Source organism: Acinetobacter sp. ANC 4648, assembly GCF_002135345.1.
In the GTDB taxonomy this organism is placed as follows: Bacteria; Pseudomonadota; Gammaproteobacteria; order Pseudomonadales; family Moraxellaceae; genus Acinetobacter.
In genome coordinates this window covers 260,506-275,484 of record NZ_NEGI01000004.1, presented here as the reverse complement: position 1 = coordinate 275,484, position 14,979 = coordinate 260,506, and the positions used below count along the sequence as shown (strand labels likewise).

Here is a 14,979-nt window from a genome sequence, read left to right as displayed (position 1 = left end):
TGGAGCCAATGATGGAACTAGATCGTTACGACAAACAAATACTTGAAATATTAAGCCATGAAGATATTAATCTAAATGAGCTGTCTGAGCGGATTAGTCTTTCTGTAAGTTCGGTACATCGTCGTATTAAGCACCTCATAGAAACGAATCTCATGACTAACTTAAAGCGCGATATTAATTACGAAAAATTAGGCTTTAAATTACATGTCATATTACAGGTATCGTTGAGTAAACATGATACCGATACTTTTGCAAAATTCTTGGAAGAATTGGAAAATATTCCTGAAGTGATTAATGCTTTTTTGGTAACAGGGCAATCGGCAGATTTTTTAGTTGAAGTTGTTGCAAAAGATATGGAAAATTATAGTGACATTTTGTTGAAGCGGATTGGTAAAATTGAACATGTGGTGGCATTGCATTCAAGTTTTGTGATTAAAAAATATAATGTTTTTAATTGCAATGGCTTACTCAGTCGCGTGTAAGTTTAATCATTAATTAAAATATCAAATTTTGAGAAATAGCGTATATCAATTGCAGTAATGTCGAAGCGGTTATTTTGATACTTTTCTTAAATAAAAACGCACAATTAAGTGCGTTTTTTAAATTCAATTTGATTATTCATCAAGTTGCGCTAAAACCTGATCTGAGAATTCAACGTTGGTATAAACGTTTTGAACATCATCAAGATCTTCAAACATATCAATCATTTTTAAGATTTGCTTAGCTTGATCAACATCATTGATTTCAGCTTTAGTCGATGGACTCATCACAACTTCTGCATTATCAGATTTTAAGCCCGCAGCACTTAAGGCATCTTGAACATCACCGAAGCTTTCAGGTGTAGTAATGACTACAATTTCATCAGAACCGACTTCAATGTCATCAGCGCCAGCTTCTAATGCAACATCCATGATTTTATCTTCTAAAGAAACATCTTCAAAAGTAATCTCGCCGCGTTTAGTAAAGAGATAAGCAACTGAACCAGCTGTACCTAAATTACCATTAGTTTTAGAAAAGCAATGACGGACGTCTGGAACGGTACGGTTCAAGTTATCAGTCATTGTTTCCACTAATACAGCAACGCCACCTACACCGTAACCTTCGTATGTAATTTCTTTTAAATCGTCATTATCTTCACCACCAGCACCACGTTGAATGGCACGGTTGATAACATCACGAGTCATGTTTACAGATAGCGCTTTTTCAACTACAGCGCGTAGACGAGGGTTGCTTGCAGCATCAGGACCACCGAGTTTAGCAGCAGTGACAAGCTCGCGAATGTATTTTGTAAAAACTTTACCACGGCTAGCATCTTGTTTTGCTTTACGATGCTTAATGTTAGCCCACTTGGAATGACCCGCCATGCGAAATATGCTCCTTGTAGATTGGCCTTATGCCATATCATTTTGCAGAGATTCTACCATAAGCGCTTTTTTGTGAGAAAGTACTTAAGGACTAGAATAACGTCAATTATTAAGATTTTTTAGCTTCAGGAATCAGAATATCTAATCCTGTATTTTCTTTGTACAGGCGTTTGATCTCAGCAAGGTCATGATCTAAATCACTCGGGTAGATTTTTCCAAATATTCCGCCTTGTTTGGTTTTTGAATTTGCAAACATTAAAACAATCGGAACGTTGGCGGCTTTAGCAATATGCCAAAATCCTGTACGGATAGGCTTACGACTCTGACTGTTTCTAGCACGTGTAGCCTCTGGTGCAATGACTAAATTAAATTGGTCATTATTTTGAAATAGTTCAACCATTTGTGTCACGATATCTTGATTTGATTTTCGATCAACGGCTATTCCGCCAAGTGCTTCTAAAATGGGCTTCATTGGGCCTTTGAAGAGTTCTTTTTTGATAAGGGTGTGTATCTTTAAATCATATATTTGAAAAATTGCCAACGATAATATGGCATCCATCATTGAGGTATGTTCAAAGCCAATGATCACCTGTTTATCTTCAAGCACATTTGGCTCAACATGATACTTCCAACCTGCAAGTTTAAAAGTAAGTTTACCAAGTTGTTTTTTCATTTTAGCCCTTTGTAATACATGAAAATTTAAATAAGAATTTTGCGAGTTTAAATTTAAAAAAACAATGATTGGAATGCTAATTTTAGATGTTGTTTGTAGTTTTATGCAATAAATTTAATAGGAGGATAATGATGTGACTGATCTTTATTTATTTGATTTATATTGAAATTAATTTAAAACTATCTTTTTTTATAAGTTTAGTACGCAGTAAGATTACACTGGTTTTGAAAAATATGTAGAGTGAAAAAGTATATATTATTGAGTCTTATTTATAAAAAAGCCCTAAAAGGGCTTTTGGATATTATTCAAGACAGACTGTTTTTTTCCAGTCCACGGTCGGTTACTTTGGTCTCAGTTATAATAATTTTACTCTCGGAATAAATGCAATATCCAGTGATTTGCTTATCTTTTTCAATAAGCATGATCAGTGGTTTATCCGTTTCTCTAGCCCATGTTTCAGATGTCCCAGATTGAATAATAAACCAGACTGTATCGCCTTCATCACCCCATTTGTTTACGCATGCTTTAATTGCTAATTCCGAATTATTGGTTATTTTAATACTCATAGTATCTCCTTATAAAATATAGCATCCTAGAGATAGATTTGATTTAAAATAAATTAAACCCTATTTAAATTAATACTTTTTAAGAGTATCAAAAATACCTATTTAAAGGTATTTACAATTATATTATTTAGAGTGACTAATAATTGTTTTAATTTGTATTTAATATTTTTTGTACCTTTTATGATTTAGAAAAGTTGCCAACTATTTTTTTAAGCCCTTTTTGAATTTTTGCTTTAAATCGATAGACTTTCATGAATATATCACTATAAATACATAAATGTTGATTTAAGTCTCAATTAGACGTATGACATAGACTTTGTACACTATTTTAATTAAGATAAATTTTTATAAATAAAAAGAAGAGTACTATGAAAAAAATTTTAATAATGAGTTTTGCCTTACTTACAGCATGCTCAAATGCTAACAAAGAAAAAATAAATGAACTGGAGTTAATCTCTATTAGCAAAGACTTAGATGCAATTGATTTAAAGATTACGCAAATTCTTCTTAATTTGGATGATGAAAACATATCACAACAAGGGAAAAAAATTATTTTATGTAATGATTTTCAGAAATTATATAAAGAAGAATATATCCCAAAAAGTTTAAAATACGGTCATGCGATTGGAAGTCCAGAATCTCAAGCGAAATATTTGGCTGATTTAAATAATATTATGAGTGGTTATTCAAAGAAATTAAGTATTGATTGCACATCTAATATTTAATTTCTTTGGCTTTGTTGCATAAACCGAGTACTAATAACCTATTCAACTCTATTATTTTCCAGTGAATAAGTCTTTACAAATTTATTGCATAAAATCAATTGGCTTTCCTATTAGTAGAGCAGCATAATGCGCAAGATTAATCAATTGAGAGAGTTGATGGTTTAGTTTGATCCTAATTATGCAGTGATATGTAGAATCAAAAGGTGACATATTATGTGGACTCAACTCAGTCTCTAGTATCAGTATTTGACTATCTGTCGGTAGAAGACAAAGGCATATTGATCTTGCGATTAGTCAGAAACCGCTTCTTAAATATCACTTAAAATAATTTTTAAGCAACTTATTATGAATCATCAATTAGTTATATTTGGTATAAAATAGAGGTTATTAGTAATTACAAAAGAATGACTTTATAATTGCTATTTGGTGAGGCTTTAAGAAAATTTTAGATTGCAATATATAAATTTGGTTTTTACTAAAATTTTTAATATCGTGTAATGGGAGCGTTATCTTGATATTTATGAGCAGAATACAAGCCAAGAGCAGTTTTTTAGGCTAACTTGCTCATTGTATTAATTGAAATAAAAAACCCTCAAAATGAGGGTCTTTAGTAAATATCAATAGACTATTCATATGAAGATAAGTGTGGATTTTCCAAAGGTAAAACCTCATTTAAATGTTCATTGAAAATATCCGTCAGCATACTGTCATAGCGCATTGAATTATATTTAAGTAAACGATTTGCTTCGGCTTGAGTAATAAAATTGATTTGAATGGCATCATGTATATGCTCTTCAAAAGTTAAACCTTTAAATAAGTCCTTTGATTCTGACTTTTTAAATTTATCCCAAAGATCATTAATTTCAAGTAAGCTTTGGAAAGTAGACTCCATTCGACCAGTTACGTCTTGAGGGTTGGTATTATAATAGACATGTTGCTTTAACAGGTTACGAAAGGCATTGTCTTCCATAATCAAATCACCAACTTGTTGCTTTAATTTATCACTTGGTTGCACTAGCGGTCGACCAAATGGGAAACAAACAAACTTTACTAAACTAGCAGCCAGTGGATAAGGGAAATTATCAAATAATCCTATAAATGCTTCCTGTGCCTGAAATAAGATTTTTTCTAAAGCCAGTTGAGCATGAGTTTGCTCTGCTTGGGTATGTTTTCCATGTTCATAAAATTTGAGAATAGCCGTTGCAATAAACATATATGAGTGTATGTCTGCTAATCGACCTGATAGCATTTCTTTACGTTTAATTTCACCTGCCAACAAGCCTAAACACATATCAGCAGTGAGGGCGAAATTTGTACTGAAACGATTTATGATTTTGTAATAAGGTGCAGTAAAAGTATCTACACTATTTGGTGCATGATTTGAACCACCCGTAAAACCATAAGCTAAAGCACGCGCAGTTCGATTCAAGGTGTAACCTAAATGTTTATAAAGGATTGTATTCATTTCTTTGAGTGCAGTCTTTTTATCATCCATCTGAAGTAGTTGAAGTTCTTCAAATAAATAGGGGTGACAACGCATTGAGCCTTGACCAAAAATCATCAATGAACGAGTAAGAATATTAGCACCTTCAACGGTAATCGAAATTGGAATGGCTTGATACAACAAAGCTAAGAAGTTACGAGGCCCTTGTTGAATTGCACGTCCTCCAGCAACATCCATGCCGTGGTTGACTAACTTACGCATAGTTTCAGTGGCGTAGTATTTTGCCATAGCTGTCATGACAGCAGGTTTACCGCCTTGGTTTAATCCGCATGTGACCAAATAGCGAAAGGCTTCCAACATATATGTATCACTAGCAATCTCACTAGTCGCTTCTTGAACACCAGTGAATTTACCAACAGAAATTGAGAATTGTTGACGAATTTTGGCAAATGCACCTACAGTTAAATAGGTCATTTCACCTGCTGCAGTAGAGAGCGCAGGAAGAGAAATACCACGGCCTACAGCCAAGCATTCCATTAACATACGCCAACCTTTACCTGCATTTTCGGCACCACCAATAATCCAATCAATAGGAATAAAGACATCTTTTCCCTCAACGGTACCATTCATAAATGGAGAACCACCAGGATGATGGCGTGGCCCAATTATAACTCCTGTATGAGAGGCGGGAATCAATGCACAGGTAATACCATAGTCATTTTTACTGGTATCACCTAATAAACCGTCAGGATCATAAAGTTTAAAAGCAAGTCCGACTACCGTTGCAATTGGAGCAAGCGTAATCCATCGCTTAGAAAAATTCATTTTCAACCCAAGTACATTTTTCCCCTCGAATTCACCATAACAGACAATACCTGTATCTGGAATTGCACCTGCATCAGAACCTGCTTCAGGTCCAGTTAAACCAAAACAGGGGATTTCAGTACCTTTGGCTAAGCCTGGAAGATAACGGTTTTTCTGTTCTTCAGTACCATAATGAAGTAATAACTCACCAGGCCCAAGTGAATTTGGAACCATACAGCTGACCGCAGCAGTGAGCGAGCGAGATGCAACTTTGCTCATAACTCGACTTTGTGCAAAAGCACTAAATTCTAGACCACCATATGTTTTAGGAATAATTAAGCCCAAGAAACCCTTATCTTTAATAAATTGCCACGTTTCAGGGGAAAGATCCTGATTTGTGTGAATATCCCATTCATCTAGTATGGCACAGAGTTGTTCGACTTCGTTATCAATAAAGGATTGTTCTTGTTCGGATAATTCAGGATAGGGATACGCATCAAACTTAGACCAATCTGGTGCACCCATAAACAATTCTTTTTCCCACCAACTTGTACCTGCATCTAAAGCTTCACGTTCCGTTGTACTCATACTAGGCATTGAATTAGCTAATATTTTATAAGCGGGTTTAGTAATGAAGAACATTCTAAGCGGATCAATGACGAGTATTAAGCTGATTAGAACTAATGGAAGCCCTAAAATGAGTGACCATGGCGTAATGAATGCAGTAAATAAAGCAATGATAAGAATAGTGAGTGAGCCGATTTTTCTTGAGAAAGAAAAAAAGAATATTGCCCATAAGGTTAAGGCTTGAATGAATAGCGTGACTAAAAACCATATGAATGTAATCAAAATCTTACTCCTTGATTGGCTGAGTTTGAATTCAACACGAGAAGATAAATAGAAATAGATCATTGGAATTTGAATAATTTCTATTTATTTTTAAATGATATTTCAGCTAGTTTTTAAATAAATAAAAAACATCTATCTCTATTGTTGTAGCAATTTAAAGTCACAGTATTCAAGTGCTAATATTTAGTGTTTTGTCACTAAAAAGTTAACGTGATAGTTTTGATTATCTATGTTTCTATATTGTAATTTGATATTTTAATTAGTAAATATTTATCAATTATGCTTGAACAAGATAAGCTGATAAAAGTTGGGGGACTATAAAAAATATTATTTATTAAATTTAAATCATAATATAAATAATTACTCAAAGTATTTTAATGTTAATTATGCCGCTAGTTATTAGTTTAATCAGCACTCAAGAAATAGTGGATTGAAATAAAGAAAAGCCCTCAATTAAGGGCTTTCAGCAGAAAATAGCTAGTTGATCAAAAATTAAAAAATTATTTTGTTAAATTCAAAGCCTCTTTAAACATCGGTGTTAATAGTTTATTTCCGTATTCACTCATATGATCACCATCACGGTAGATGGAACGACCATTATATTGAGCAATACATTTGCCTGATTTACATAATATCTCTGTTGGATCGATAATTTTAGCTCCACATTTATCGGCTACAGTCTTTATGATATTTCTTACATCGCTTGCTCTATCTAAATACTGAGTTAGTGTGATAGAAAGATCAGCATTTTGCTTTCCAAAAAGGAAATTTTTACCTATTGTTTTAGGAACGTTAAAATTCATTTCTGGTAGAGGTTGCATCAGATAAACAGGCGAGTGTTTTTTGACTGAACAGACTGTAAGTTTTAAATTTTTCTCAAAATCATTAAACATTTGATTTTGAGATATCAGAGGAGTATTCCCAAAATACATTTCTGGCGTATTTGAACCTCTAATTCTTTCTGGATCTGTCTCACCTTGTAACTTTTCAGACCATCTGGCAATAGAAATAATGGGTATACCTTCATACTTCTTTAAAGCTTTTATACGCTCATTATTTTCTTTATAACAAGTTTGATCTTTATCCATATTATTTCTAGCATTTAAAATAAATGGGCATCCAAATTTTATTATAGATACAATACCTTCTTTTTTTAAGTCTAAGGTGGCTAAAACAGCTGTCGTTAAAGCATCCGCATGACTATCACCTATGACAATGGCCTTAATATTTTCTTGATTACCTATTTTACATTCTAATAATTTATAATTATATTTTTGAAAGTCATCATCACACTTATAGGGGTTTGTATTTTCTATTTCATTGAGTGCCTCGATAATAGTATTTGAATAATGCCATTCCATCCCATTCGTTTTCTTAATTAAATCTGCTGCTAAAAAAATAAAAACCACCATATAAAGTGGTTTAACTTTATATATTTCTTTCCATGATTGAAAGGTAGGTAATTTTTTTCTTTCTATAACTTGATAGCTTATAAATCCAAGAAAAATTGATAAAGGAATACCATATAACCACCAATTACTGATGGAAAAGTAAACGCCTAATATTACAATAGGCCAATGCCAAACATAGATTGAATATGACCATTTCCCAATATTTCTGAAAATAATATTATTGATTAAAGGATTATTTTGAATATTACTACTAATAATAAGATAGGTTCCTATTACGGGAAGTAATGCTAAGTATCCTGGCCATGGTGTAGCTTCGGAAATTAAAAAATAAGAAAAAATAATTAAAATAATTCCTAAAATTTGTAATGATGTCGCTATTTTTATATTGCGAATTGTAAAGGGAAACAAGAATGCTAATCCACCAAGTAGCATTTCCCAAGCACGGCTAGAAATAAGAAAATATGCCGAAATTGGATTTTTATAAGTCGAAAAAACGCAATAAATAAAACTTAGAATACAGAGAGCAAGAATAATTTTTTTGATTTTAGAAATATTGAAAAACTTTTTTAGGAATACAATTAGCAATGGGTAAAAAATATAGAATTGCCATTCTACCGACAAAGTCCAAGTATGTAATAACCATTTAGTTTTTTCATTGGTATCAAAGTATCCACCACCTGTAGAAAATAAAATATTAGAGGTGAAAATAATACTTTTTTCGACTTGTTTTGCGAGATATTGATAATCCGATGGAAGTAAGTAGAACCAACCAAAAATTAATAAAACAATTGCTAATACAGATAAGACAGGAATAATTCGGTTAGCACGAGAGGTATAAAATTTAAATAAGTTAAAAGTATTATTTTCAATACCATTAAAAATAATAGAGGTCATCAAAAAACCAGAGATAACAAAGAAAACATCAACTCCTGCAAACCCACCAGGCAGCCATTCAGGATTAAAATGAAATATAACGACAGCAATAACTGCGATGGCTCGTAATCCATTGATGTCATATCTAAACTGCATGTCTAGGCCTAATTTAAATTTTATAAAGCCGAGGATTCTAGAGTGATTCTTTGTAATTGCAAATAATATTAAAAATTACATAAAATTCACTAACATAATTTTACAATTTGGTGTATCAGAATTTCTTATTTTTTGATATGGAATGTAATTAGATATACAATATGATGGCTTCAAATGTGGGCTGAACATACTTTATTTATTTTCACGCATGCGATACCCCCATTTTAAAATGTAGAGAATTGCCATGCTGATTGTAGAGTAGGGGAATTTTTAAGAATACGAAGTAGTCGAAACTAATCTTCATGTTAATGATTTATTATGGTTCTATTGAAAATATAAAAATTTTATTGTGTTATAAGTAGACGTAAAGCCATGTTTTAAATTTAAATTTTCCTGAAATTTACTTAATATAATCTCATGAAAAATACTTTTTTAATCAATTATCATTTTTGAAATATTACAGTATATTCAGGCTTATATGGACCTAAAATAATATTCTCAATAGCATTCATAGCTTCACGTAACGTCTTGTCGCTGACTTGAATGTAGCTCGAAGTTACATCGTAATCATCTTTTTCCTTATGGTTTAGTAGTCGCTTAATTGTGTATCGCTCATAATCTAGGTTTTCTGCAATGGAGCTAAAAGTTCTTCTTAAGTCATGGAATGTAAACGCCACGCCACATGAAGCATTAATTTTACCACGCACTTTAGATATATTAGTGATATGTCCAGAAACTGACTTGGCAGAAGGGAAGACCCAATCACTCTGTACATTGGCTCGTCGTTTCTTCATTAATTCAAATAGAAAATCACCCATAGGTAATGTATGTGGTTCCCCATTTTTAGGATCAATAGATGTGATGCGTTTATATTTTAAATCTATACTTGTCCAAGGTATTGACTCACATTCATCGCGTCTAAATCCAGTCAAAATTAACGTAAGTAAAAAATCTCGGTTAGTTTCTAAATGCTGACCTCTATCATCATAATTAAAGACAGCTCTAATCCAATCTGGTAATTGATCCTCATTAATATAGGTTTTACGACGTTTTATTTTATTCCAAGCATTTTTATTATTTAAAGTGAGAACAGGATTATGTGACTCTAAAGTTGGCTTATCGTTTTCATCGAGATAATGTTCAACAGAGAAATTATAAATAGCACGATAGACACGCATAGCCATATTGGCTTGCGCTTTACTATCTTTGGATAATTTTGTATGAATTGATTGGACCATAGATCTGGAAATTTCATCCATCTTGATATCCTTCCAATCACATAAATATTTATGCATTACAACATTGTAATCAAGTATTGTGCGAGGTTTTAAAGTCTTATGTTTGATATAGTTTTGATAGGCTTCATATAGGGTTGGGATACTGCATAATAATTCTGTCTTTACTTTCTCATCTATAATTTCTTTTTGCGTACTTTCATTGGGATTTACTCCTCGAGTCATTCTGGTCAATTGTTTACGTGCCAGTTCCCGCGCTTGCGCTAGGGTGAGGTTTCCATATAAACCGATAGTAGACCGAACTGATTTACCTTTAACCTTTTTTTCTACAATATAAGTTTTATAGCTTGCATTTACACGAACAGCAAAACCAATCAACTCACTATCACGATAGATAGCAGGTATTAAATCGAGTTGGTCAATAAATGTCTTTGTGAGCTTTACTCTTGTATTCGACATAGTTAGAATCGCTGTTATTGCAATCCCTAACAATATATCACATTACTTTTTGGGGTCTACTGTGCGTCTACTCGAAAAAAAACTTGATATAATCAAAAAAGTTGGATAGTATTGCAGTCATCACAAGTTATTGAAAAATAGTTAATAACTTTTAAAAGGGCCTGTAGCTCAGTTGGTTAGAGCAGCGGACTCATAATCCGTTGGTCCCGTGTTCAAGTCACGGTGGGCCCACCAAATATATCAAGCACTTAGGGGCATAAAACCTAAGTGCTTTTTTAATTCCTGATCTCATGTAAGCACTATGTAAGCAATCAAAATCAATCCATGTAAGCACATAAAAACCTAAACGAGTCGGATTGATTGTTTAAGCACCAACAATATTTCTAATATCAGTTAAACGCCATTTTGCACCATTTCCTGTCATAACTGGTTTTAGATCACCTTTACCATGAGAAGCCCAAACTCGAAGTGTATTTGGTTTTAGTCCAAGAATAGTTGCTGCATCTATTGTGTTTACCAAACTAGCACCAGATTCGATTAACTGCTGAAGCTTTTCCTCAGGTCTTAATTTTAACGCCCCCATCATGACACCTCCTTCAAACTTTTAACCACTTCTTCGGGTAAATTTGTTTTGGGTTTAGCCCACCATAAAACAGGGCCATTTTCAGTATCGTACGCAGCAATCAAAAATAAGTCTTCCCTAGGTGGTTCTGGTTTCCATTTTGACCAGTCAGCACAATCATCTTCAGGTATTACAGGTATATCTTCGTACTCATAATTTTTATAAATAATCTCGACACCAAGATTTTTTTGAAGTTGTTCCCATTGTTCTTTGGTGTAATGTTCAGCGCCATCATCAATAGTGTCGTGTGACTCAATGTCAGGATGAAACCAGTTGCTATTTAAGTCATCAGGTAATTCTACTGGTTTGATTTTAAATGCTTGCTCAATCATGACTTTGCCCCTTGTTTTATCCGGTTGCCTGCCTTAATTTCCTCATCCGTAGCAGGGTCTTTCAGTTGAAGTATTACAGGGCCTTCACGAAAATCTTTTGAAATTAACTGGCCATCTAATTGTTTGCGTTCTTTAGCTGTCAGATTCCGCCATTTCGCAATAGCCCAACTCCCTTTAAGAATCCCAATCGGCATATCCATGCACATTGGGCCGTAGCTATAACCGTGTTTTTCTAACCAAGCGCGAGCTGCATTAACCGCCACGAAGTCACCAGTCTGATCAAATGTAATTTCACTCATGACTTTGCTCCTGTGCTTCAATCATGGCTTTATCGATTGCTCCACGCATAGAGTTTGATGAGGTACTTTCGTGATAATCCCAGCCATCAATCCAATACACTTCCGCGTACATGAAATGCTTTCCAATTTTGTTGTAATCTTCATCTTCGATATCACGCTCAACTACAGTTCGAACATATCTTGAGTCATCAAGTAAAAAATTTAATCGCTCCGTATCTTTAACCTGATCAGCTGGCACCAAAACAAAACCTTCAGACACTTGTGATTTTGAAAAATTAATAGCTTTTTTCCACATCGCCCAACCTGTATTTACGCGATGATAAATTTCATTTGCGTCATCTTCATAGATTGGATCAAGGTCATTTTTAACAACATAGTTGCCTTGTTCCATATCAAACACTAAAAAGCTGAAATGATCAGGGAGCCAATATTTAGCTTCAAAGTTTGGCAATTGTTCAGCCCAAAAGGTTTGTTTTTGTTCAAGCGATACTTCTTTTTTAATATCCATCACTTTCTCCAAATCGCTTCTTTAAGTTTTGCATCGATCACCAGAGCTTCAATTTCACCGCTACTGACATTGGAAAATACGTGGGTCATTTTCTCCCCGAACACATTGAGTGTCCGGGTGATGGTGGAGTAGTGGAATTTCATGCTGCCCATCCTTCCATATCCATTTTTGCCTGACATGCATTTAGAATATTTTGTTCGTACTTACTGCCTTTGAAATATCCAGCGGGGTATTGCAGATCATTTTCATTCTGTGCATTTTGAATTGCAGCCAGTGCCTTTTGATAATCATCATCTAAAAGAGCATCTTGTTCTTGCTGCAGCTGTTGTTCAGATTCTTGGTTTGACTGCGTATTACGATCAATGATTTTTCGAATGCTACTGCAGGTTTCTTCAAAGACTTGTTGGCGTACATCTTGAAGGCTGTTTAATTTCCGCTTGATGCAATACTTTTCAATATCTACACCTGCCTGTGTCATGAGTGCTTCAAGTTCTAAATATTGATTACCATTGATCGCTGCATCTGCAGATCCTGACGAAAGCCATTGATTGAGCTTGATGCCAGTTTGTTCAGTGATTTGCTCAGGCTGCAGGAATAGGCCAGTACGGTCTTTTGTGGCGATGGCATAGTAATCACCATGGGTAATATCTAAAACAGTCGTGAATTCATATTCGATACCATCACGCTGTTCAGCTTTAAGCCCAAGCTTTTCAACTTTCTTTTTACCACCGCCTGCATCTACTTGAACCGTATCCATTTTACTGCGCATGGTCACAATAATATTGATACTGGAATGCAGCATGGCATCAATAAATTTGCGATGCTCTGGAGTAACTTCACTCCATGCACCCCAAGTATTACCTTTAAATTTACCCTTACCTAAAGCATCAACCATTTCAAGGCAACCACCGACACCTGACCATTCGTGTGTAATGCTGTCTAAAATAACCGTGTTATAACCAGCTTTTTCTGCAGCTTGAATCGCAGCGATAAATTTCTTAGGGGAATAAGGCGGTTGGATATTGGCAGTGTCAAAATCCATCACGTTAGCATATAACTCAGCACTACTATTTTCGGTATCAACGACAGCAACTTTGCCACCAATCCCTTTAGCAATCAGTAGAGCACCTAAAGTTTTACCTGAGCCAGTAGGACCAGCGAGAGCAAGGCGTAACTTGGCATTTTTACGTTCAGCTTTTTTAAAAAATACAGACATTATAATTCCCCTTAAACTGCACGATGGCTTTTAGACCATTTCTTATATTCTGGTGAGTGAAAGTGGCCAGCATTTTCTAAAGCTTGGTTGTACTCAGAATTGCGCTTAGCTTTACGAGCCACCAGTAATGCTTTGATGAGCCATTCCGGTGCAGTTGCTTTATCTACAAGAGTCAGACTGCCGTTAAATTCTTTATAGATATTGAAGCCATCTAAATTAGTACCACTACGTCCCGCAGGTTTAAGCACATAAAAGCTAGGACGATCTTTACCAACACGGTAACGCTCATTGCCATCACCATCTAAATTAAGAAATTCAGAGAAAGCATTTGCAGATATACTTTTTAGATCACGTTGAATGCCGTTATCTAAGCCTTGAGAGAAACGGAATTTGATGAAGCCACCGAAGAAGTCTGCAAAGCCTAAACGCGCTTGAGGGGTTAAAGGTTCCCAATCATTAGTTTCAACTTCTGCATAGTCGATATTTAAACCTCTTGCCAAAGCTTCAAAGACTTGAGCAGGAGCGAGGGTTTGTTTAAGAGTTTGAGTATTCATGATTGAGCACTCCCAATCTTCGCCACAGCATTTTGATGCGCTGTGCAACTGAATAGACCGCCACCACAAACTGCAATGGCAATAATTGAAGCAAGGACTAAACCTGACTTAGATTTATATTTCACCGTGTTGGCAGGTGTAGGGTGCTGGAACAAGCGTGGAGTCGTTTGACTATGAACTTTAGAAAAGCTCGCAGTTTGACTCTGGATAGGGTTTTGATTCATAATCATCTCGCTAGTTTGAAGCCCTGATTCCCATCGAAAGTTGTCAGGGCTTTTTATTGGGTACGAGATAAATATTAGCACACTAATATTAGTAGTCAATAAGTTTACTAATATTATTTATAAGTATTTTAATGGTTGTGTTTTAATAGGCAAAAGAAAACCCACGCAGGGTGGGTTGGATGGAGTTTATTATGAGTAAAAAAGAAATTGCGATTATCCCAAAAGGTTCTTATGTAAGCATCATGGGTTGTCGATTTACCTTAATGGAAGACACCAAGGTTGAGGCGAACCAAGCCAATCTTGATTACATTCTTAAAGAACAAGAAAATTTTGACAAAGGCATTGGTGTTGTTGGTGGAGCTCTAAATAATCAATTAAAAGAAAGTGGTTTTTAATGGATCAACTAATTTTTGCTCAACATTATAAGAAGCCCAATCATTTAGATCAATTTTAGCCACAAAAATTGTATCGTCATGATCAACATAAGATTTTAAAAAATCTCTTATCTGTGATGAGGTATAAGTAGTTTTTACAATAAATTGAGACAAGGTTGGTTTAACCCAAATCATTCCCGACAGAGCGTCGATACCTTCCTGAAGTCGAGTATAGTTTTTAATCTTATGTAAATCATACGTAATTGAGTATGCCGCCATTTTATCTCCAC

The 14,979-nt window shown here is 34.5% G+C and carries 17 protein-coding genes and 1 tRNA gene; 4 read left to right on the top strand and 14 right to left on the bottom strand.

Annotation, left to right across the window (positions count from 1 at the left end):
- The first annotated feature begins 11 nt into the window (after positions 1-11).
- On the top strand, positions 12-482 hold the full coding sequence (locus B9T27_RS09190; protein ID WP_086206525.1) for an Lrp/AsnC family transcriptional regulator: 471 nt from the start codon (positions 12-14) through the stop codon (positions 480-482).
- A 132-nt stretch (positions 483-614) separates the two neighbouring features.
- Here the strand turns inward: B9T27_RS09190 and B9T27_RS09185 are convergent, their stop codons facing one another.
- The 3 genes from B9T27_RS09185 to B9T27_RS09175 form a co-directional block, all read right to left on the bottom strand.
- On the bottom strand, positions 615-1,364 hold the full coding sequence (locus tag B9T27_RS09185) for a YebC/PmpR family DNA-binding transcriptional regulator (protein ID WP_086206524.1): 750 nt from the start codon (positions 1,362-1,364) through the stop codon (positions 615-617).
- A gap of 109 nt (positions 1,365-1,473) precedes the next feature.
- On the bottom strand, positions 1,474-2,037 hold the full coding sequence (locus B9T27_RS09180; protein WP_086206523.1) for a 1-acyl-sn-glycerol-3-phosphate acyltransferase: 564 nt from the start codon (positions 2,035-2,037) through the stop codon (positions 1,474-1,476).
- A gap of 305 nt (positions 2,038-2,342) precedes the next feature.
- The gene (locus B9T27_RS09175) at positions 2,343-2,603 is read right to left on the bottom strand and encodes a hypothetical protein (RefSeq protein ID WP_086206522.1); all 261 of its coding nucleotides are present in this window, start codon (positions 2,601-2,603) and stop codon (positions 2,343-2,345) included.
- A gap of 368 nt (positions 2,604-2,971) precedes the next feature.
- Between B9T27_RS09175 and B9T27_RS09170 the strand changes: the two genes are divergently transcribed.
- Positions 2,972-3,328: a hypothetical protein gene (locus tag B9T27_RS09170; RefSeq protein WP_086206521.1), complete on the top strand. Its 357-nt coding sequence runs from the start codon at positions 2,972-2,974 to the stop codon at positions 3,326-3,328.
- A 625-nt stretch (positions 3,329-3,953) separates the two neighbouring features.
- Here B9T27_RS09170 and B9T27_RS09165 read toward each other — a convergent pair.
- The 3 genes from B9T27_RS09165 to B9T27_RS09155 all read right to left on the bottom strand — a co-directional run bounded on the left by B9T27_RS09165 (position 3,954) and on the right by B9T27_RS09155 (position 10,560).
- Positions 3,954-6,422 (bottom strand): acyl-CoA dehydrogenase, encoded by a 2,469-nt coding sequence (locus B9T27_RS09165; RefSeq protein ID WP_086206594.1) that lies wholly within the window; start codon positions 6,420-6,422, stop codon positions 3,954-3,956.
- 503 nt (positions 6,423-6,925) lie between these two features.
- Positions 6,926-8,866, bottom strand: a complete 1,941-nt coding sequence (locus tag B9T27_RS09160; RefSeq protein WP_086206520.1) for an acyltransferase family protein — start codon at positions 8,864-8,866, stop codon at positions 6,926-6,928.
- 443 nt (positions 8,867-9,309) lie between these two features.
- Positions 9,310-10,560 (bottom strand): tyrosine-type recombinase/integrase, encoded by a 1,251-nt coding sequence (locus B9T27_RS09155; protein ID WP_086206593.1) that lies wholly within the window; start codon positions 10,558-10,560, stop codon positions 9,310-9,312.
- A 157-nt stretch (positions 10,561-10,717) separates the two neighbouring features.
- On the opposite strand from B9T27_RS09155, the gene B9T27_RS09150 reads away from it, so the two are divergent.
- Positions 10,718-10,794, top strand: a tRNA-Ile gene (locus tag B9T27_RS09150).
- Between the two features lie 130 nt (positions 10,795-10,924).
- On the opposite strand, the gene B9T27_RS09145 is transcribed toward B9T27_RS09150, so the two are convergent.
- The 7 genes from B9T27_RS09145 to B9T27_RS09115 form a co-directional block, all read right to left on the bottom strand.
- A complete protein-coding gene (locus B9T27_RS09145) occupies positions 10,925-11,146 on the bottom strand; it encodes a helix-turn-helix domain-containing protein (protein ID WP_228146192.1) in 222 nt (73 codons plus the stop codon).
- Positions 11,143-11,514 (bottom strand): hypothetical protein, encoded by a 372-nt coding sequence (locus B9T27_RS09140; RefSeq protein ID WP_086206519.1) that lies wholly within the window; start codon positions 11,512-11,514, stop codon positions 11,143-11,145. Before B9T27_RS09140 ends, B9T27_RS09145 begins: the two co-directional genes overlap by 4 nt.
- Positions 11,511-11,813: a hypothetical protein gene (locus tag B9T27_RS09135; protein WP_086206518.1), complete on the bottom strand. Its 303-nt coding sequence runs from the start codon at positions 11,811-11,813 to the stop codon at positions 11,511-11,513. Before B9T27_RS09135 ends, B9T27_RS09140 begins: the two co-directional genes overlap by 4 nt.
- Positions 11,806-12,321 carry a hypothetical protein gene (locus B9T27_RS09130; RefSeq protein WP_086206517.1) on the bottom strand — a complete coding sequence of 172 codons (516 nt, stop codon included), beginning with the start codon at positions 12,319-12,321 and terminating at the stop codon, positions 11,806-11,808. Before B9T27_RS09130 ends, B9T27_RS09135 begins: the two co-directional genes overlap by 8 nt.
- A 139-nt stretch (positions 12,322-12,460) precedes the next feature.
- Complete coding sequence (locus tag B9T27_RS09125) at positions 12,461-13,537, bottom strand: ATP-binding protein (RefSeq protein WP_086206516.1); 1,077 nt, start codon at positions 13,535-13,537, stop codon at positions 12,461-12,463.
- A gap of 11 nt (positions 13,538-13,548) precedes the next feature.
- Positions 13,549-14,091, bottom strand: a complete 543-nt coding sequence (locus B9T27_RS09120; protein WP_086206515.1) for a hypothetical protein — start codon at positions 14,089-14,091, stop codon at positions 13,549-13,551.
- Positions 14,088-14,315 carry a hypothetical protein gene (locus tag B9T27_RS09115; protein ID WP_086206514.1) on the bottom strand — a complete coding sequence of 76 codons (228 nt, stop codon included), beginning with the start codon at positions 14,313-14,315 and terminating at the stop codon, positions 14,088-14,090. Before B9T27_RS09115 ends, B9T27_RS09120 begins: the two co-directional genes overlap by 4 nt.
- Before the next feature lie 191 nt (positions 14,316-14,506).
- On the opposite strand from B9T27_RS09115, the gene B9T27_RS09110 reads away from it, so the two are divergent.
- Positions 14,507-14,710: a hypothetical protein gene (locus tag B9T27_RS09110; RefSeq protein ID WP_228146190.1), complete on the top strand. Its 204-nt coding sequence runs from the start codon at positions 14,507-14,509 to the stop codon at positions 14,708-14,710.
- Here the strand turns inward: B9T27_RS09110 and B9T27_RS09105 are convergent.
- A complete protein-coding gene (locus tag B9T27_RS09105) occupies positions 14,690-14,968 on the bottom strand; it encodes a hypothetical protein (protein ID WP_086206513.1) in 279 nt (92 codons plus the stop codon). The two genes, B9T27_RS09110 and B9T27_RS09105, sit on opposite strands and share 21 nt — an antisense overlap.
- Positions 14,969-14,979 lie beyond the last annotated feature (11 nt).

Excerpts from the sequence above, each read along its gene's own strand:
- B9T27_RS09120 (WP_086206515.1), bottom strand. The coding sequence starts at position 14,091 with ATGAATACTCAAACTCTTAAACAAACCCTCGCTCCTGCTCAAGTCTTT.
- B9T27_RS09130 (WP_086206517.1), bottom strand. The coding sequence starts at position 12,321 with ATGGATATTAAAAAAGAAGTATCGCTTGAACAAAAACAAACCTTTTGG.
- B9T27_RS09105 (WP_086206513.1), bottom strand. The coding sequence starts at position 14,968 with ATGGCGGCATACTCAATTACGTATGATTTACATAAGATTAAAAACTAT.
- B9T27_RS09170 (WP_086206521.1), top strand. The coding sequence starts at position 2,972 with ATGAAAAAAATTTTAATAATGAGTTTTGCCTTACTTACAGCATGCTCA.
- B9T27_RS09125 (WP_086206516.1), bottom strand. The coding sequence starts at position 13,537 with ATGTCTGTATTTTTTAAAAAAGCTGAACGTAAAAATGCCAAGTTACGC.
- B9T27_RS09110 (WP_228146190.1), top strand. The coding sequence starts at position 14,507 with ATGAGTAAAAAAGAAATTGCGATTATCCCAAAAGGTTCTTATGTAAGC.
- B9T27_RS09155 (WP_086206593.1), bottom strand. The coding sequence starts at position 10,560 with ATGTCGAATACAAGAGTAAAGCTCACAAAGACATTTATTGACCAACTC.
- B9T27_RS09140 (WP_086206519.1), bottom strand. The coding sequence starts at position 11,514 with ATGATTGAGCAAGCATTTAAAATCAAACCAGTAGAATTACCTGATGAC.
- B9T27_RS09160 (WP_086206520.1), bottom strand. The coding sequence starts at position 8,866 with ATGCAGTTTAGATATGACATCAATGGATTACGAGCCATCGCAGTTATT.
- B9T27_RS09175 (WP_086206522.1), bottom strand. The coding sequence starts at position 2,603 with ATGAGTATTAAAATAACCAATAATTCGGAATTAGCAATTAAAGCATGC.
- B9T27_RS09135 (WP_086206518.1), bottom strand. The coding sequence starts at position 11,813 with ATGAGTGAAATTACATTTGATCAGACTGGTGACTTCGTGGCGGTTAAT.
- B9T27_RS09115 (WP_086206514.1), bottom strand. The coding sequence starts at position 14,315 with ATGAATCAAAACCCTATCCAGAGTCAAACTGCGAGCTTTTCTAAAGTT.
- B9T27_RS09185 (WP_086206524.1), bottom strand. The coding sequence starts at position 1,364 with ATGGCGGGTCATTCCAAGTGGGCTAACATTAAGCATCGTAAAGCAAAA.
- B9T27_RS09190 (WP_086206525.1), top strand. The coding sequence starts at position 12 with ATGGAACTAGATCGTTACGACAAACAAATACTTGAAATATTAAGCCAT.
- B9T27_RS09145 (WP_228146192.1), bottom strand. The coding sequence starts at position 11,146 with ATGATGGGGGCGTTAAAATTAAGACCTGAGGAAAAGCTTCAGCAGTTA.
- B9T27_RS09180 (WP_086206523.1), bottom strand. The coding sequence starts at position 2,037 with ATGAAAAAACAACTTGGTAAACTTACTTTTAAACTTGCAGGTTGGAAG.